At 63.0% G+C, this 16,675-nt stretch carries 16 protein-coding genes and 1 pseudogene; 9 read left to right on the top strand and 8 right to left on the bottom strand.

The features are described 5' to 3' along the window. Positions 1 to 79 precede the first annotated feature (79 nt). Together WDU96_RS12665 and WDU96_RS12660 are read right to left on the bottom strand one after the other, a co-directional pair. On the bottom strand, positions 80 to 1,831 hold the full coding sequence (locus tag WDU96_RS12665; protein ID WP_337338881.1) for a DEAD/DEAH box helicase: 1,752 nt from the start codon (positions 1,829 to 1,831) through the stop codon (positions 80 to 82). A gap of 57 nt (positions 1,832 to 1,888) precedes the next feature. Next, a complete protein-coding gene (locus WDU96_RS12660; RefSeq protein ID WP_337338880.1) occupies positions 1,889 to 2,485 on the bottom strand; it encodes a PadR family transcriptional regulator in 597 nt (198 codons plus the stop codon). A gap of 189 nt (positions 2,486 to 2,674) precedes the next feature. On the opposite strand from WDU96_RS12660, the gene secA reads away from it, so the two are divergent. Then, positions 2,675 to 5,494 (top strand): preprotein translocase subunit SecA, encoded by a 2,820-nt coding sequence (gene secA, locus WDU96_RS12655; RefSeq protein ID WP_337338879.1) that lies wholly within the window; start codon positions 2,675 to 2,677, stop codon positions 5,492 to 5,494. Between the two features lie 130 nt (positions 5,495 to 5,624). Beyond that, the gene (locus WDU96_RS12650; RefSeq protein WP_337338878.1) at positions 5,625 to 6,851 is read left to right on the top strand and encodes a pyridoxal phosphate-dependent aminotransferase; all 1,227 of its coding nucleotides are present in this window, start codon (positions 5,625 to 5,627) and stop codon (positions 6,849 to 6,851) included. On the opposite strand, the gene WDU96_RS12645 is transcribed toward WDU96_RS12650, so the two are convergent. Further along, positions 6,852 to 7,292 carry an Rv3235 family protein gene (locus tag WDU96_RS12645; protein WP_337338877.1) on the bottom strand — a complete coding sequence of 147 codons (441 nt, stop codon included), beginning with the start codon at positions 7,290 to 7,292 and terminating at the stop codon, positions 6,852 to 6,854. It abuts the gene before it with no gap. A 132-nt stretch (positions 7,293 to 7,424) separates the two neighbouring features. On the opposite strand from WDU96_RS12645, the gene WDU96_RS12640 reads away from it, so the two are divergent. Continuing rightward, positions 7,425 to 8,033, top strand: coding sequence for a hypothetical protein (locus tag WDU96_RS12640; protein WP_337338876.1), 609 nt, complete (start codon positions 7,425 to 7,427; stop codon positions 8,031 to 8,033). A 10-nt stretch (positions 8,034 to 8,043) separates the two neighbouring features. Here the strand turns inward: WDU96_RS12640 and WDU96_RS12635 are convergent, their stop codons facing one another. Then, on the bottom strand, positions 8,044 to 8,325 hold the full coding sequence (locus WDU96_RS12635) for a helix-turn-helix domain-containing protein (RefSeq protein WP_337338875.1): 282 nt from the start codon (positions 8,323 to 8,325) through the stop codon (positions 8,044 to 8,046). Positions 8,326 to 8,424: 99 nt separating this feature from the next. Here WDU96_RS12635 and WDU96_RS12630 point away from each other — a divergent pair, with 99 nt between their 5' ends. The 3 genes from WDU96_RS12630 to WDU96_RS12620 are packed head-to-tail and all read left to right on the top strand — an operon-like array spanning position 8,425 to position 11,809. Continuing rightward, a complete protein-coding gene (locus tag WDU96_RS12630; protein ID WP_337338874.1) occupies positions 8,425 to 9,051 on the top strand; it encodes an SAF domain-containing protein in 627 nt (208 codons plus the stop codon). After that, positions 9,048 to 10,304, top strand: coding sequence for a CpaE/TadZ family protein (locus WDU96_RS12625; RefSeq protein WP_337338873.1), 1,257 nt, complete (start codon positions 9,048 to 9,050; stop codon positions 10,302 to 10,304). Before WDU96_RS12630 ends, WDU96_RS12625 begins: the two co-directional genes overlap by 4 nt. 23 nt (positions 10,305 to 10,327) lie before the next feature. Continuing rightward, positions 10,328 to 11,809, top strand: coding sequence for a sensor histidine kinase (locus WDU96_RS12620; protein ID WP_337338872.1), 1,482 nt, complete (start codon positions 10,328 to 10,330; stop codon positions 11,807 to 11,809). A 2-nt stretch (positions 11,810 to 11,811) separates the two neighbouring features. Here WDU96_RS12620 and WDU96_RS12615 read toward each other — a convergent pair whose 3' ends face one another. Continuing rightward, a complete protein-coding gene (locus WDU96_RS12615; RefSeq protein ID WP_337338871.1) occupies positions 11,812 to 12,060 on the bottom strand; it encodes a WhiB family transcriptional regulator in 249 nt (82 codons plus the stop codon). 250 nt (positions 12,061 to 12,310) lie between these two features. Here WDU96_RS12615 and WDU96_RS12610 point away from each other — a divergent pair, with 250 nt between their 5' ends. After that, entirely contained in the window at positions 12,311 to 12,703 is a 393-nt protein-coding gene (locus WDU96_RS12610; protein WP_337338870.1) for a histidine kinase, read from the top strand. Here WDU96_RS12610 and bcp read toward each other — a convergent pair. The 3 genes and pseudogenes from bcp to aroA form a co-directional block, all read right to left on the bottom strand. Further along, a pseudogene (bcp, locus tag WDU96_RS12605) lies at positions 12,700 to 13,166 on the bottom strand (thioredoxin-dependent thiol peroxidase). The gene WDU96_RS12610 and the pseudogene bcp sit on opposite strands and share 4 nt — an antisense overlap. Positions 13,167 to 13,175: 9 nt before the next feature. Then, the gene (rsgA, locus tag WDU96_RS12600) at positions 13,176 to 14,225 is read right to left on the bottom strand and encodes a ribosome small subunit-dependent GTPase A (protein ID WP_337338869.1); all 1,050 of its coding nucleotides are present in this window, start codon (positions 14,223 to 14,225) and stop codon (positions 13,176 to 13,178) included. Further along, positions 14,222 to 15,595 carry a 3-phosphoshikimate 1-carboxyvinyltransferase gene (gene aroA / locus WDU96_RS12595; protein WP_337338868.1) on the bottom strand — a complete coding sequence of 458 codons (1,374 nt, stop codon included), beginning with the start codon at positions 15,593 to 15,595 and terminating at the stop codon, positions 14,222 to 14,224. Before aroA ends, rsgA begins: the two co-directional genes overlap by 4 nt. A gap of 154 nt (positions 15,596 to 15,749) precedes the next feature. Between aroA and WDU96_RS12590 the strand changes: the two genes are divergently transcribed. Then, a complete protein-coding gene (locus tag WDU96_RS12590) occupies positions 15,750 to 16,346 on the top strand; it encodes a sigma-70 family RNA polymerase sigma factor (RefSeq protein ID WP_337338867.1) in 597 nt (198 codons plus the stop codon). Continuing rightward, positions 16,343 to 16,585: an anti-sigma factor family protein gene (locus WDU96_RS12585; RefSeq protein ID WP_337338866.1), complete on the top strand. Its 243-nt coding sequence runs from the start codon at positions 16,343 to 16,345 to the stop codon at positions 16,583 to 16,585. Before WDU96_RS12590 ends, WDU96_RS12585 begins: the two co-directional genes overlap by 4 nt. Positions 16,586 to 16,675 lie beyond the last annotated feature (90 nt).

Raw genomic sequence — 16,675 nt, 5'->3', positions numbered from 1 at the left:
CTCGGGTCAGCGGCCGTCACGCGTGCTCGAGTCGTTGATGGATGCCGGGGTCAGCATCCATCAACGACTCACGACAGTGTCAGTACTCGCGCTTCTGGCGGGGCTTGCGCTCGCCACGGCTGGGACCGCCCGAGTCGAGACGGATCTCGATGAGCTGACCCGAGATGCGCGTATCAGAGAGTCGGCTGAGCGTGTCGCTGGAAAGGTTTGCCGGCAGTTCGACCAGCGAGAAGTCAGGGCGAATCTGGATCGCGCCGAAGTCACCACGGCTGAGGCCGCCCTCGTTGGCGAGTGCACCCACGATCTGGCGCGGTTCGACCCGCTGGCGCTTGCCCACGGCGATGCGGTAGGTCGCCATATTCGGGTTGCTGGGGCGCTGACGGCGCTCGCGCTGGCCATCGCGGCTGTCGCGATCAAAGTTGCTGCGGCGGTCGCCACGGTCCGCGAAATCGCGCTTGGGGCGTTCCGCCTCGGCGTCGAGCAACAGAGGCGACTCGCCCTGGGCGACGACGGCCAGTGCGGCCGCAACGTCTACTTCAGGTACGTCGTGGTGGCGCACGTAGTGGGCGATGATGTCGCGGAACCGCTCAATGCGGTCGCCTTCGCCAAGCGCCGCAGTGATGCGGTCGTCGAAGCGTGACAGTCGGGTGACGTTGACTTCGTCGACGCTCGGCAGGCGCATTTCGGTGAGCTCCTGGCGGGTTGCCCGCTCGATAGCGCGCACCAGGCCACGTTCACGCGGTGTGACGAAGCTGATGGCGTCACCTGAACGACCGGCGCGTCCGGTGCGGCCGATGCGGTGCACGTAAGACTCGGTGTCGGTGGGAATGTCGAAGTTCACCACGTGCGAGATGCGCTCGACGTCGAGGCCGCGCGCCGCGACATCGGTGGCCACGAGAATATCGAGCTTGCCCGACTTCAGCTGGTTGACGGTGCGCTCGCGCACTGGCTGGGCAACGTCACCGTTGATGGCGGCCGCAGAGTATCCGCGGGCGCGAAGCTTCTCGGCGATCTCTTCGGTGACGCTCTTGGTGCGACCGAAGATGATCATGCCCTCGAAGTTCTCGACCTCGAGAATGCGCGTCAGGGCGTCCATCTTCTGCTGGAACGACACGATGAGGTAGCGCTGCGTGATCGTCGACGACGTCGTGGTCTTGGTTTTGACCGTGATCTCTTCGGGGTCGTGCAGATACTGCTTCGACATGCGGCGGATCGTCGCCGGCATGGTGGCTGAGAACAGGGCGACCTGTTTGGTCGACGGGGTGTCTGCGAGGATCGTCTCGACGTCTTCGGCGAAACCCATCTTGAGCATTTCATCGGCCTCGTCGAGTACGAGGTACTTGAGCTCTGAAAGGTCGAGGGTGCCCTTGTCGAGGTGATCCATGATGCGGCCGGGTGTTCCGACGATCACGTGCACGCCACGGCGAAGCGCTGACAGCTGCACGCCATAGCCTTGGCCGCCGTATACCGGAAGAACGTGAACGCCCTTCACGTGCGAGGCGTACTTCTCGAAGGCCTCGCACACCTGCAAGGCGAGCTCGCGAGTCGGTGCAAGCACGAGTGCCTGCGGGGTCTTCTGCGACACGTCGAGGCGGTCGAGAATGGGCAACGCGAATGCGGCTGTTTTGCCGGTTCCGGTTTGGGCAAGACCTACAACGTCACGTCCCTGAAGGAGCGTGGGAATGGTGGCAGCCTGAATAGCAGAGGGGGTCTCGTAACCGACGTCACGCAGTGCTTTGAGCACCGATTCGCCCAATCCGAGGTCAGCAAAAGTTGTCGCGGTGGGCTCGGTCTGAGCCTCGGCCTGGGGGTTCGTTTCGTCTGTAGACACAGTTAAGAGTAGTGTGCCGAGGCTGTGAAGCGACAGGGCGCCGCGCCGAGCCCGCGCTCAGCGGCTGGCATCTCTGGCAGGTCTGCCGCGTTTGGGGCGCTCTTCGGAGAGCTCGAAGGCCATCGATCGTTCAGGATGCTGCGCCAAACGCCGCTCGGCACGGTCGAGCCAGCGCAGTTCGGCTTCGGCAGTGCAGATCATCGAATCGATGACGATCGAGCGAGCGAGAGCCCGCGGGTCGTTCGTTGCGGCACCTTCAGGCTGTGTGCGCTGCAGCTCGTCGAGCTGAGCAAGCGAAACCTGCCGTTGCGCTTCGATAAGCGTTGCGACGTCGACTCCTGGCAGCGTGGCAGCGAGCGCGAGTTTTATCGCGAGCTCGTCTCGTGTTCCGCCGGTGCGACGTACCGGAGTGCCTAACCAGTTGTCGACCTCTGATGACCCCGCGTCGGTGATCTTCCAATAGACGTGACCCTGCTCGTCGAGGTCTGCCTTGGTGACAAGGCCATCGCGCTCCAGGCGGTCCAAGGTGTTGTAGATCTGCCCGACGTTCAGCGGCCAGGTTGAACCGGTGCGCCGATCGAACTCAGTGCGCAATTGGTAGCCGTAGCAAGGGCCTTGATTGAGGATGGCCATCAGACCCTGCCGCACCGACACGTGAAACGCTCCGTTCTTCGCATACTGAGTATGTAATTGCCGAGTATAGGCACGCCTGGATTTCGCGACAGTCTGATACCCAGCACACGCCAAGGTCACAGACAGATAACATGGGCAGGTATGCCTGGGCGCAGCTTCCGGGCGGCATGGGCGCCAAACGCGTCGAACCCGACAAGATGGAGACACTTCGTGGCAAACCCCCTCGAGAAACTGCTTCGTGCCGGCGAGGGCCGAATCCTTCGTCGTCTGAACCAGGTCGTCAAAGCGGTCAACGCCCTCGAAGAGGACTACGCACAGCTCACCGACGAGGAACTGCGCGGCGAATCCGCAGAACTTCGCGCACGCCATGAGGCGGGCGAGACGCTCGATCAGCTCATGCCCGAAGCGTTTGCAGCCGTTCGTGAGGCGGCCAAGCGCACCCTCGGTCAGAGAGCGTATGACGTTCAGATCATGGGTGGCGCCGCGCTTCACCTCGGCAACATCGCCGAAATGAAAACCGGCGAAGGAAAGACTCTGACGGGTGCATTCCCGGTTTACCTCAATGCGATCGCCGGCAAAGGCGTGCATGTCATCACGGTCAATGACTACCTGGCGTCGTATCAGGCAGAGCTCATGGGGCGCATCTATCGCACCCTTGGCTTGACCACCGGCACGATCGTCGCCGGACAGACGCCCGAGGTCCGTCGTGCGCAGTACGAGTGCGACATCACCTACGGCACCAACAACGAGTTCGGCTTCGATTACCTTCGCGACAATATGGCGTGGCGAAAAGAAGACCTCGTTCAACGCGGTCACTTCTTTGCGATCGTCGACGAAGTCGACTCGATCCTGATCGACGAGGCTCGCACCCCGTTGATCATTTCTGGACCCTCCTCCGGCGAGGCCAACCGCTGGTTCGTAGAGTTCGCGAAGATCGCCAAGACGCTGGATGCTGGCGTCGACTACGAGGTTGACGAGAAGAAGCGCACGATCGGTGTGCTCGAGCCCGGCATTGAAAAGGTTGAGGATTACCTCGGCATCGACAACCTGTACGAATCGGCCAACACGCCACTCATCTCCTTTCTCAACAACTCGATCAAGGCGCTCGCACTTTTCAAGCGCGACAGCGACTATGTCGTGATCAATGACGAGGTGATGATCGTCGACGAGCACACCGGCCGCATCTTGGCAGGCCGACGCTACAACGAGGGCATTCACCAGGCCATCGAGGCCAAAGAAGCGGTTCCCGTGAAGGCTGAAAATCAGACTCTCGCGACGGTGACACTGCAGAACTACTTCAGGCTGTACGACAAGCTCGCGGGTATGACCGGTACGGCAGAGACCGAAGCCGCCGAATTCATGTCGACCTACAACCTCGGTGTGGTTCCGATTCCGACCAACCGGCCGATGGTGCGCAAAGACCAGTCCGACCTCGTCTACAAGAACGAGCAGGCCAAGTTCGCCCAGGTCGTCGAAGACATCGCGGTGCGCCACGAGGGCGGTCAGCCCGTTCTCGTCGGCACGGTGAGTGTCGAGAAGAGCGAATACCTCTCACGGCTGCTCGCGAAGAAGGGCATCAAGCACGAGGTGCTCAACGCGAAGAACCACGCACGTGAGGCAGAGATCGTTGCCCGTGCGGGCCGCTTCGGCGCGGTGACGGTGGCCACCAACATGGCCGGTCGCGGTACCGACATCATGCTCGGTGGAAACGCCGAGTTCCTCGCGGTGCAAGAGCTCAAGTCCAAGGGCCTTGACCCGGTTGAGACGCCCGAAGACTACGAGGCCGAGTGGGACTCGGTCTACGAGTCGATGCGCGAGAAGGTCGCTGAAGAGAGCACCAAAGTTGTCGAAGCCGGTGGGTTGTACGTCCTCGGCACCGAGCGGCATGAATCGCGTCGAATCGACAACCAGCTGCGCGGCCGCTCTGGTCGTCAGGGTGACCCCGGCGAGAGCCGCTTCTACCTGTCGCTCACCGATGACCTGATGCGGTTGTTCCAGTCGGGCGCAGCCGAAGCGATTCTCGCGCGCACGAACTTTCCCGACGACGTCGCGATCGAGTCGGGAATGGTCTCACGGGCCATCAAGTCGGCACAGAGCCAGGTGGAGAGCCGCAACGCCGAGATCCGCAAGAACGTTCTGAAGTATGACGATGTGCTCAACCGGCAGCGCGAGGCAATCTACTCGGATCGTCGCCACATTCTTCAGGGCGACGACATCGCAGACCGCGTGCAGCACTTCATCGAAGACGCCATCAACGCGGTCATCGATGACCACACCGGGTCGGGTCACACCGAAAGCTGGGACTTCGACGCGCTGTGGACCGAACTCAAGACGCTTTATCCCGTCAGCGTGACCATCGACGAGGTTGTCGCAGAAGCCGCGGGGCGCCGGGGCGGTATCAACGCGGAGGGGCTCAAGCGCGAGATCATCTCCGACGCACGAATCGCGTACAGCGCCCGCGAAGAAACTCTTGGCGACGCGGCAACGCGTGAGCTTGAACGACGCGTGGTGCTGCAGGTGCTTGATCGCCGCTGGCGCGACCACCTCTACGAGATGGACTACCTCAAAGATGGCATTGGCCTGCGTGCCATGGCACAGCGTGATCCCTTGATTGAGTACCAGCGCGAGGGCTTCCAGATGTTCCAGTCGATGATGGGACAGATCAAAGAAGAGTCCGTCGGCTACTTGTACAACCTCGACGTCGAAGTACGTCGTCAAGGTGAGGGTGAAGCTCAGGTGGAGGCTAAGGGTCTCAGTGCCTCGGCACCCATCGAGGGCCAACGACTGGAGTACTCGGCCGCCAACGATGCTGGCGAAGTCGAGGTGCGCAACGAACGCGGCCAGGTGCAGCAGTCGGCGACATCGCGCATGCGTCAGGCCGCCGCGACCGCGGCGGCGCAGGGCCAGACGCAGGCGGCGCCGCCCGCTGAGGCGCCTCGTGGCGCGTTCGGTCAGAAAGCGGATGCCGGCAATGCCGGCCCGGCCGCACAGAACCGCGCACAGCGCCGCGCTGCAGACAAGAGCAAATAGAAACGACGCACGCAGAACGCGCGTTCGCGGCAGGCTTTGCGCTGCCTCGAGCGCGCGTTCTCTGTTGCGTCCGGGTGCGGCTGCCCGACGATGTCGATGGGCTCTCGCTCGACCCCGATATCCTGGTGCGATGAGTCAGCTTCGCCCCCTCGATCAGTCCCGCAAGCTCAAAGACGTGCTCTATGAGATTCGTGGGCAGGCGCTCGTTGCGGCGGATCGTCTCGAAGCCGATGGTCACACCATTTTGAAGCTCAACACGGGAAATCCCGCCACGTTCGGCTTCGAAGCACCGTTTCAGATCGTTCGTGACATGATCGACGCTGTGCCGCAGGCGCACGGCTACAGCGACAGCCGTGGCATCATGTCGGCCAGACGCGCCGTGGTCTCGCGATATGAAGAAGACCCCACCTTTCCGTCGTTCGATCCCGATGACGTGTATCTGGGCAACGGTGTATCTGAACTGATCACGATGGTCATGCAGGCGCTGCTCGATGAGGGCGACGAAGTTCTCATTCCTGCACCGGACTATCCGCTCTGGACGGCGATGACGAGCTTGGGTGGCGGAACACCCGTGCACTACGTCTGTGATGAAGAGAATGGCTGGCAGCCTGATCTCGAAGACATCCGCTCGAAGATCACTCCGCGCACCAAGGCGATCGTCGTCATCAACCCGAACAATCCAACGGGCGCCGTGTATACGAGGGAAATACTCGAGGGGATCGCCGACATTGCACGAGAGCACTCGCTGCTGGTGCTGTCAGATGAGATCTATGACCGCATTCTCTTCGACGACGCGGTGCACATTCCGATGGCATCCGTAGCGCCAGACCTTCTCGTGCTCACCTTCAACGGGCTGTCAAAGACATATCGTGTCGCCGGCTACCGATCGGGTTGGTTGGTGATCACCGGCCCGAAAGCCCACGCCGCCGGGTTCATCGAGGGCGTGACGCTACTGGCATCCACCAGGCTCTGCCCAAACGTTCCCGCACAGTTCGCGGTGCAGGCCGCTCTTTCTGGCGTGCAGTCGATTGACGCGCTGATCGCGCCCACCGGCAGGCTGCACGAGCAACGCGACGCTGCGTGGAAAACACTTGAGTCGATTCCCGGTGTCAGCTGCGTGAAACCGCAAGGAGCGCTCTACGCGTTCCCGCGATTCGATCCGAACGTGCATGAGATCCACGACGACGCGAAGTTCGTCTACGACTTCTTGATCGCAGAGCATGTGCTGCTGGTGCAGGGAACCGGTTTCAACTGGGCGAGCCCAGATCATGTGCGCATCGTGACCCTGCCCGAAGCACGTGTGTTGACCGAAGCTATCGAGCGGCTCGGCAACTTTCTCGCGTCGTACAAGCAATAGCTAGAGAAGAGCGAGCGAGGTCGCTCGCCAGCGCCCGTCCATGCCCTCGAGACGGGCTGCAACGGCACGAACCCGTGTCGGGATCTGCACGATCACCGTGCCCTCGACGACGCCGTCGGTGGGCGCTGAACAGTGCACGCTGAGGATCTGATGAACCGGGCGCACGGCGGGAACGCCTCGGGCGCTTCGGGCTCGGGTCGCAAGATTTGTGCGAGTGACGAGCTTGCGAAACGGATCTTCGGTGAGCCAGCGTGCCAGTTGATCCACTTCGCGCACGCCCGCGAACACCTCGAGAACTCCTCGAGTGAGGTTGCGGAGGAAGACTTCTGGGTCGGGGAGCTCAACGGCTGAGGTTCGCTGTGGGGCGAAGAATTCAGAAAGCTCCAGCGCTTCATCAGAGGCGCGGTATGCGCGGGCGTGGCCCGTCGGCGGCGTTGCCATGGGGTACCTATCTCAACAGTGGGGGGTTATCCGTGAGCTAGTAGAACACTTGTGAGGCCCGTAGGAAAAGGCGAAACCCCAGGTTGTGGATAACTTCTCATCGAGTCCTAATGCATCGCCTACTCTCGGCACGTGCGTTGGGACCGCTTTTTTGCCGATCTTGAGGATCAGCTTGCCTCTGAGTGGGAGGCCGAGCGTGCGGCGCTCGACACCGAAGCCGAACGGCTGCGTCTTTCACGCGTCGCGCTCCGAGATCGCCTTGGTGTGCTGGCATCGCGCGAACGCACGACCTCGGCTCTCGCATTCGAAATGTCTGACGGGTCGACTCTGCACGCCGAGGTATCAGGCGTCGGCGCTGACTGGGTCGCGCTTGAACCGACACAGCCGCTTGCCGGTGCCGTGCTGGCTCCGCTCGAGGGCATCGTGTCTGTGCTCGTGCCCCATGTTGACGTCTTACGCAGTGCGCGCCCGGTCGCCGAGCGATCTTCACTCAGCGACCGGGTCACTTTTGGTTTTGTGCTGCGCGATCTCGTTCGGCGACGGGTTGGCGTCGGGGTGACCCTCGCTGTGGGCGGGCGTCACCTCACGGGTACGATCGACCGCGCCGGCGCGGATCACTTCGATCTCGCGCTGCACGATAGCGGGCAGCCCCGCAGAACCACCGACGTCACGGGGCATCGACTGGTGCCGTTCGCGGCGGTGTCGTGGATTCGGCTCGACGCAGACGCTCCACTGATCTAACAACAACGAGTCATTCAGATTGACGAATGATTCCGCCGCCCCAGAGCTCAGGAAAACTGGCGGTATTCGACTGCCGCCACAGCGCCATCCGGCGAGCTTCCTCGGCTTGGTCGTCGAGATAGCCACTCACACTCGCCTCTTCGATGCGCCAGCGCGGCGGCGCGCCTACCCGCATTCCGCGAATCTGACCGCTCATCACGAGCGCCATGACCTCGTCGACCGAAATGCTGAGAAGCTCGCCAACCTGGGCCGGGGCGAGCAAGCGCACCTCAGGCACGGAGTTGTCGGGCATGCCCCCATTATGGCGGCGGCCTGTGCAAGGCGCGGGGAGGGGCACGCCCCTGTGGATAACCGAAGCCGCAGATTTGCTCGGTGAGCGACTATTGACGACATGACGGTCGCAGATTCAGTTCGCTCACCACGACGCCGAGTGTGGGGCGACGCGCGATTCCTTCTCGGGATTGTGCTCATCGTCGCATCCATCGCGGGGGTCTGGCTCGTTGTCGCGACCGCTCGGCAGACGTCCCCTGCCTACGCCGCAACGCGCGCCATCGTTCCCGGAGAAGCCATTGCGCCCGGCGACTTGCGAGTAGTCGAAGTCGCGCTCGGTCAGCTGGGCGACTCGTATGTCGCCCCTGACGATTTGGCCGAGGGCGCAGTAGCCACCCGCACGATCGCCGCGGGGGAGCTGCTGCCGGCGTCTGCCGTTGCCGACCCGGTGACGGTGAGCACGACAAGCGTCGTCATCCGCACGAGCGCTGATGTTCCAGCCTCTATCGATGAAGGTGCAACCGTGGAGCTGTGGGCGGCGCCGCTTCTCGAGCGGGGCACGTACGACACCCCGCGAATTCTGGTGGCAGATGCTGTCGTTGCGGCGGTCACAAGGGACGATTCTGCTATCGGAGGCGGCTCCGCGGCACTCGAACTGGTGATCGCGCGCGCCGACGTCGCGGCAACCCTTGCCGCGATCGCCGATCAGTCTGCCCTGTCGGTGGTTTCTGCTGGAGCAGGCTCGTGAACGTGGTTGTTGCCGTCGATGGCGGTGAAGCGCTGTCGGCTGGTCTCACTCGTGAAGGCTACGAAGTCACGACGATAGCCGAAGCGCGAGCGCTCGCCGAGGTTGCTGGCGACGCTCTGTTAGGAGACGAATCCGAGAGCCTGCTGCGGGCGGTGCTGGCTGCAGACGCGGTGGTGTTAGAGGTGCGGCGAGACTCGCTGACGGCCGAAGTAGTGGCACTGTGCGATCGGGCAGCAACACGTATTCTGCCCCTGTGTGCAGATGATTCCGACGAGAGAGTCGCCGCGGTCTTCGGCCTGGAACAACCCCTCGCCGCCAATGCAACTCCGCGACTTGTCGCTGAAGCCCTCGCGGCTCAGCCGCGCAGCGTTGTGGAGACTGCCGATGCGCGTGAGGCTCCACGCGTGATTGTGGTGTGGGGCGCTCCGGGAGCGCCAGGTCGCTCTACGGTTGCCATCGAACTCGCGACGGAGCTCGCGCGAGGGGGCAAGCATGTCGCACTGGTGGATGCTGACACTCACGCGCCGTCGATCGCCTTGACGTTGGGTATCGCCGATGAGGGCCCGGGGTTTGCTGCAGCATGCAGGCAGGCGGAACTCGGCGGACTCGATGAGAAGGAGCTCACGCGAATAAGCATCCCCCTTGGGCGCACCGGAGTCGACGTGCTCACCGGGCTGAACCGGCCGTCGCGATGGCCGGAACTCAGCGAGAAACGAGTGGCGAAGGCCCTTGAGCTTTGCCGCAGCTGGGCGGACTTCACCGTGGTCGACGTCTCTTCGTCACTCGAACGCGACGAAGAGATTGTCAGCGACCTCGAGGGGCCCAGGCGCAACGCCGCCACGCTCGCGGCGTTGCGTTGCGCAGACGTCGTCGTGGCCGTCGCAGGTGCTGATCCGATCGGGATCTCACGCTTTCTGCGGGCACACGCCGATCTTCGCGCGACCATTGGGGGCACGACCGTGCGGGTGGTTGCGAACAAGGTGCGGCCCGGCGCGCTGGGAATCGACGCGCGCGGACAGATTCGTCGCACCCTAGAGAGGTTCGGCGGCATCAGAGACGTGTGGTTCTTGCCACTCGACGCCAGAGCGGCCGATGCTGCTTTGCTCGCATCTCGCACAATTGCCGAGCAGTCTCCCAAGTCCCCGCTCGTGCTCGGGGTGCGGCGATTCGTCGGCGATGTGCTTGTGCCGCCGCCTGCCACCGTTGCGGCATCGCGACGGGTCACGCGGCGTTACACCAAAACGGCAGCATGACAAACCCGCTCTAGGCTGGAGGGGTGTCGACCCTCAGTGATCTTGTCTACGCCCAAGGCCGTGCGAGCGAAGAAGACGTCGAGTGGCTGCATCGCCTCGCTGGCGACGGGCAGCTGCTCGCCGACCTCGCCTTCGCAGACATCGTGCTCTGGGTGCCCACGCCCGACGATTCGTTCGTCGCGGTCGCGCACACTCGGCCCGGGGGAGCAGCGACGCTGTTCTATCGTGACATCGTCGGCGGTCGGGTTCGACCGCAGTGGAACACTCAAGTGCGCGAGGCCTTTCAGACCGGGCGCATCGTCGATTCGGCGTCGCCTGATTGGTTTGAAGAGACGCCCACTCGGGTGCGTGCAGTGCCGGTCGTACGGGCACAGGGCACAGACGCCCCGCAGACCCTTGGTGTGGTGACTCGCCACACCAACCTCGGCGAGACCCGCACGCCCTCTCGACAGCAGATCACCTTCAACGATTGTGCCGACGACCTTTTCGGCATGGTGGCATCGGGAGAGTTCCCGGATATGACCGCCCCGACTTCTCCGCGCAGAGGCGCTCCGCGCGCATCCGACGGGCTCATCCGGCTCGACGTTGACGGCATCACAACGTTCGCGAGTCCGAACGCGCTGTCGGCTTTCAACCGGCTGGGTTTCGTCGATGAGCTCGAAGGCGAATCGCTTGTCGAAGTGGTGACGACGATCCTGCCCGACAAGCGGCAGTTCGACGAGTCGCTGCCCGTCGTGGTTACCGGGCGGGCACCGTGGCGCGCAGATATGGAGTCGCGTGGCGTCACCGTGTCGTTGCGCACTATCCCGCTTCGCGATCATGGCACGCGCATCGGCGCGATCGTGCTGTGTCGCGATGTCACGGAGATACGCCACCAAGAGCAGGAACTGATCACCAAAGACGCGACGATCCGCGAGATTCACCATCGGGTCAAGAACAACCTGCAGACAGTCGCCTCATTGTTGCGGATTCAAGCTCGGCGCTCGCATTCCGAAGAGGCCCGCGAAGCGCTCACGCATGCCATGCGTCGCGTTGCCGCCATTGCGGTCGTGCACGACACGCTTTCTGAGGGGCTGGCGCAGAACGTCGAGTTCGACGAAGTCTTTGCACGTGTGCTCAAGCTGGTCGCGGAGGTCGCCGCGGCCCCCAACACACGCGCGCGCACGCGGTCGTCTGGACGGTTCGGCACCTTGCCCAGCGAATACGCTACGCCGCTAGCGCTGGCGTTGACCGAGCTTGTCACCAACGCTGTCGAGCACGGTCTTGCCGGCCAAGAGGGTGACGTCGAGATCATTGCAGCGCGCAACGAGGAGAAACTCGAAGTTCGCGTCCGCGACACCGGCTCAGGATTGCCAGAGGGTCAGGTGGGAAACGGTCTCGGCACGCAAATCGTTCGAACGCTGATTCAAGGTGAGCTCAGCGGCACAATCGATTGGCACACGTTGACCGGCAGCGGCACCGAAGTGACTATCGAGATTCCGATGCGCTATATCGCGCAGGCATAGGGTCAGCTCGCTCGGCGAGCGCGGGCTGCGCGCCGCTTGAGAGCGCGGCGTTCGTCTTCTGACAGACCGCCCCATACGCCGGAGTCTTGACCGCTTTCGAGTGCGTACTGAAGACATACCTCGGTGACGGTGCACTTTGCGCAGACCGTTTTGGCCTTTTCAATCTGGTCGACGGCCGGGCCCGTGTTTCCTACGGGGAAAAACAGCTCGGGGTCGACAGTCAGGCAGGCCGCCTTATCGCGCCAATCCATGGTGGTGCTCCTTGATACGAGGTTGGGGTTGAGTGACGTGGGTATGGTTTCGGGTCCGATACCCTAAATGAGTGCGAGAGAATGCTCGCCCCACGTCGCTGTGGGAGCACACGGCTTTGTCAATGCTCCCATAGGCGATATCGCGAATCAAGAGATGAACGTAGGGTTTCTGTCTGGTTACCTGAGTATTCCCTTGACTCTGTGTCGGAATGTCACATGAGTGCGTGGTTTTGCGGAAGGGAATTGGCGAATGTCTACAAGCAAGCGTGAGCGCGTGGCAGCCGTTTTGGTGGGCCTCGAGGGCGTCGCGGTCGCCGGATTGGTCGCATGGCAGGTGCTGGCGCTCCTGGCAGGAGACACCGGGGTGCTGTCGACGGCCTTGGCTCTCGTCGTGCTCACCGCGGTGGGCGCCGCGGCTGTGCTGGCATTTTCGGTGGCCATTTGGCGCAATGAGTCGTGGGGTCGATCCGGCGCAATCGTCACTCAGCTGCTGATCCTTGCGGTCGCGGTTGGCGCAGCAACTGGCGAGTTCGCGCACCCGATGGCGGCAGCGGCGCTTGCACTGCCGGCAGTCGTGACGCTGGTTCTTCTGGTGCTGGCGGTTCGTGCTGCCGCCATCAGAGAACGCGGCGAGACACGCTAAACCTCGAGCGTCTTGCGCAACCGTGCGACATGGCCGGTGGCGCGAATGTTGTACAGCGCGTGACTGACGAGACCGGCCTCGTCAATGACGAATGTGGAACGGATCACACCCATGAAGGTCTTGCCGTAATTCACCTTCTCACCCAGACGCCATACGCATCGTGAATGCTGTGGTCGGGGTCGCTGAGCAGGTCATAGGTGAGGCCATCGCGCTCGCGAAAGCGACGCAGCTTCTCGGGCTCGTCGCGCGAGATGCCGAGCAGCGTGTAGCCGGCTGCCTGCAGAGGCGCCAGGCTGTCTCGAAAGTCGCATGCTTCTGTCGTGCACCCTGGCGTCATAGCTTCGGGATAGAAGAACACGATCACGCGCCCTCCGCGCAGTGCGTCTAGCGAGACGACGGCATCATCTTGGTTCTTGAGAGCAAAGGAGGGTGCGGCAGAACCGGCTTCAAGGCGATTGGTCACCGCCCCAGACTACTTCTCTGCGAACGTCGCCAGCAGCCTTTGCAGTGAATCCAGTCGCTCCGCGCCTCGATCTCCGAGCCGTCCCTCTGCAACGGCGACCGGTAGCGCGCAGTCGGGTGCCGTTGCCAGGTGCGTGCATCCTCGGGGGCATTCGAGGGCGATCTCGGCCAGGTCGGTGAAAGCTCTCAAGATATTGGCGGTCTTGACGTGTCCGAGGCCGAACGACCGCACGCCCGGCGTGTCAATGACCCACCCGGTCTTGTCTGCGCTCTGATAGCGCAGCGACACGGTAGAGCTCGATGTGTGCCGGCCGCGACCGGTGACCTGATTCACGTGCCCTGTCGCACGGTGTGCGTCTGGGACAAGAGCGTTCACGAGCGTAGATTTACCGACGCCCGAGTGGCCGACGAACACGGTGGAATGACCGACCAGCGCCTCGCCGATCGCTTCGAGCGGCATCCCGCCTGTGCTCATGCCGCTTGTGAAGATCTGGAGGTCATCGAGCGCTTCGAAATGCCGCAGGAACGCTGTGGGATCGGCGATATCGGTCTTGGTGACAACGAGAAGCGGACGCATGCCCGCATCGAGGGCGGCGATGAGATAGCGATCCACCAGACGTGCGCGTGGTTCCGGATCCGCCGCTGCGACCACGACAAGCATCTGATCAGCATTCGCCACGATCACGCGCTCAACTTGATCTGTGTCGTCTGCGCTGCGTCGTAGCAACGACGTGCGCTCCTCGATGCCGATGATGCGTGAGAGCGTGCCCGCGTCACCGGAGCGGTCGCCTACGACTCGCGCACGGTCGCCCGTGACAATCGGCATCTTGCGCAGCTCTCGCGCGCGCGTGGCCAGCACGAGACGCTCATCGACGCCGCCTTCGTCAGCGAGCACGGTGTAGCGCCCGCGGTCTACCCCAAGCACGCGCGCGATCTGCGCGTCGGCGTGAGCGGGGCGTCGCTTGGTGCGGGGACGGTTGGCTTTGGGGTTTGGACGGACGCGAATGCTGGACTCGTCGAACTCGAGCACGTCATCGTCGTCATCATCGAGCCAGCTCACAGTGAATGCATCGCCTCGGCAGAGTCGACGCGATCGCTGTCATCGAGCATCCGCTGCCAGATGGTGGGGAACTGCGGCATGGTCTTCGCCGTTGTACCGATGTCATCGACCTCGACGCCATCCACAGCAAGGCCGATGAGAGCTCCGGTCGTCGCTAGTCGGTGGTCATGATGCGCACGCCAGCCGCCCTCGTGCAGCGGTTGAGGCACGATGCGAATGCCGTCTTCGAGCTCGTGCGCTTCTCCACCGAGCGCGCGAAGTTCTCCGACAAGCGCAGCGATGCGGTCAGTCTCATGGCCGCGAATGTGCCCGATGCCGTAGAGCGTCGTGGGGGCATCAGCGAATGCCGCCAGCGCAAAGATGGTCGGGGTCAACTCGCCAGCAGCCGAGAGATCAAGATCGACTCCATGGATGCTGCTGCCGGCGGTCACAGTCAACGCGCCGCCGCGGCGCACGACACGCGCACCCATCAGCGAAAGAATGTCCGAGAGCATGGCTCCGGGTTGTGTGGAATGAGCCGGCCAGCCGGTCACCGAAACTGACCCGCCCGCGATCATCGCGGCGGCCAGGAATGGCGCGGCGTTTGAGAGATCGGGCTCGATGGCAACATCTTTGCCGCGAATGCTGCTCGCGGGCACGATCCACTCGCCGACAGCGGGACGCTCGACGTGCACGCCGCGATGCGCGAGGGATTCAACGGTCATGTCGATGTGCGGAATGCTCGGTAGGCGATCGCCGCAGTGCCGCAAATGCAATCCCACGTCGAACCGGGGAGCAGCCAGAAGCAACCCTGAGACGAACTGGCTCGAGGCGCTGGCGTCGATGGTGATCTCGCCACCACGCACGTGGCCGCGACCACGCACTGTGAACGGAAGGGTCCAGCGTGCGCCATCGTCGATGTCGACACCAACATCTCGCAGCGCGGAGATCATCGCACCCATCGGCCGGTGCAGGGCGCTCTCGTGGGCGGTGAGCGTGACATCTCCGTGCGCGAACCCCGCGAGGGCAGCCGCGAACCGCATAACAGTGCCTGCCTGACCAGAGTCGACGACGGTGTCACCACGGAACGGCTTGGCGGGAGTGACGAGAAAATCATCCCCGTACAGGCCATCGCCGCTCTCGAGTTCGATTCCCACACCGAGCGCGCGCAGCGCATCCACCATGCGGGCGGAGTCATCAGAGTGCAATGGCGCGGTGAGTCGGCTCGGCGAGTCGGCGAGCGCCGCGAGAATGAGCTCTCGGTTCGTGAGGGACTTTGACCCCGGCACGGTGACAGTGGCATTCAGTGGGCCGGTAGCAGTGGGGGCTCGCCAATGACCGCTTCGTTTGGGAGCGGTCTGTGAATTGGGGGAATACCCGTCGACTGTCATCGCGTTCTACCCTACTGAACCGGTGACGCAACGCCGGCAGCACGCGAGGAAGGACATCGAGCAGGTGATTGCAACTCTTGAGAGATCTGGCGCCGAGGTGTCGGGCGATGACTTCACCAGAAACACGCAAGACATCGCCGTAGACTTGCGCCTGATGACCGAGCAAGAGGATTCAGCGGCCGCGGCCCGACGACAGTTTGAAGAGCAAGCGCTGCCCTTCATGGACCAGTTGTATGCCGCGGGTATGCGCATGACCAGAAACCCGGCCGACGCAGCCGACCTCGTTCAAGAGACCTTCGTCAAAGCGTTCGCTTCTTGGAAGTCGTTCACTCAGGGAACGAATCTCAAAGCGTGGCTGTACCGGATTCTGACCAACACGTACATCAATACCTATCGCAAGAAGCAGCGTGAGCCGTATCAGGGCACGATTGACGAGCTCGAGGACTGGCAACTCGGTGGTGCCGAGTCAACGACCGCTTCGACGACGCGATCGGCCGAAGCTGAAGCGATCGACCACATGCCGGCCTCCGTCGTCAAAGACGCGTTGCAGGCGATCCCCGAAGACTTCCGGCTCGCGGTCTACCTGGCAGACGTTGAGGGATTCGCCTACCAAGAGATCGCCGACATTATGAAGACCCCTATTGGCACAGTCATGAGCCGCCTGCATCGAGGCCGGCGAATGCTCCGTGATCTGCTTGCCGACTATGCGAAAGAACGCGGCATCGAGTCCGCTACGAGGAGCGCGAAATGACTGATTGCGGCTGCGAAAAGGCGCGGCGTGACCTTGAGGAGTACCTCCGCAACGAGGTCTGCAAGACGCAGCACAGCGACATCACAGAGCATCTGCGGCAATGCCCCGAGTGTCGCGATGAGGCGCTTGTTGCCCGTACGCTCACCGATGTGGTTGCACGAGCGTGCAAAGAGGCTGCTCCCGAAGAGCTGCGCGACTTGGTAATGGCGAAGCTGCGCGAGGCGCAAGCGAGTCACTAGCGACCGAGGCGTGCGGCGAGTTTTCCACTACACATGCTGAGGGTCCAAGATGCCGTTGCATCTTGGACCCTCAGCATGTGACAGGCTGGC

It is taken from the genome of Microbacterium marmarense, from assembly GCF_037204165.1.
GTDB classification, from domain to species: domain Bacteria; phylum Actinomycetota; class Actinomycetes; order Actinomycetales; family Microbacteriaceae; genus Microbacterium; species Microbacterium marmarense.
The sequence above is the reverse complement of the archived record's forward strand: the minus strand, read 5'-3'. Positions and strand labels throughout refer to the sequence as shown.

Coding starts and splice junctions, on each gene's coding strand:
- WDU96_RS12650 (WP_337338878.1), top strand. CDS start 5,625: ATGAGTCAGCTTCGCCCCCTCGATCAGTCCCGCAAGCTCAAAGACGTG.
- WDU96_RS12645 (WP_337338877.1), bottom strand. CDS start 7,292: ATGGCAACGCCGCCGACGGGCCACGCCCGCGCATACCGCGCCTCTGAT.
- WDU96_RS12635 (WP_337338875.1), bottom strand. CDS start 8,325: ATGCCCGACAACTCCGTGCCTGAGGTGCGCTTGCTCGCCCCGGCCCAG.
- WDU96_RS12630 (WP_337338874.1), top strand. CDS start 8,425: ATGACGGTCGCAGATTCAGTTCGCTCACCACGACGCCGAGTGTGGGGC.
- WDU96_RS12615 (WP_337338871.1), bottom strand. CDS start 12,060: ATGGATTGGCGCGATAAGGCGGCCTGCCTGACTGTCGACCCCGAGCTG.
- WDU96_RS12610 (WP_337338870.1), top strand. CDS start 12,311: ATGTCTACAAGCAAGCGTGAGCGCGTGGCAGCCGTTTTGGTGGGCCTC.
- aroA (WP_337338868.1), bottom strand. CDS start 15,595: ATGACAGTCGACGGGTATTCCCCCAATTCACAGACCGCTCCCAAACGA.
- WDU96_RS12590 (WP_337338867.1), top strand. CDS start 15,750: ATGACCGAGCAAGAGGATTCAGCGGCCGCGGCCCGACGACAGTTTGAA.
- WDU96_RS12585 (WP_337338866.1), top strand. CDS start 16,343: ATGACTGATTGCGGCTGCGAAAAGGCGCGGCGTGACCTTGAGGAGTAC.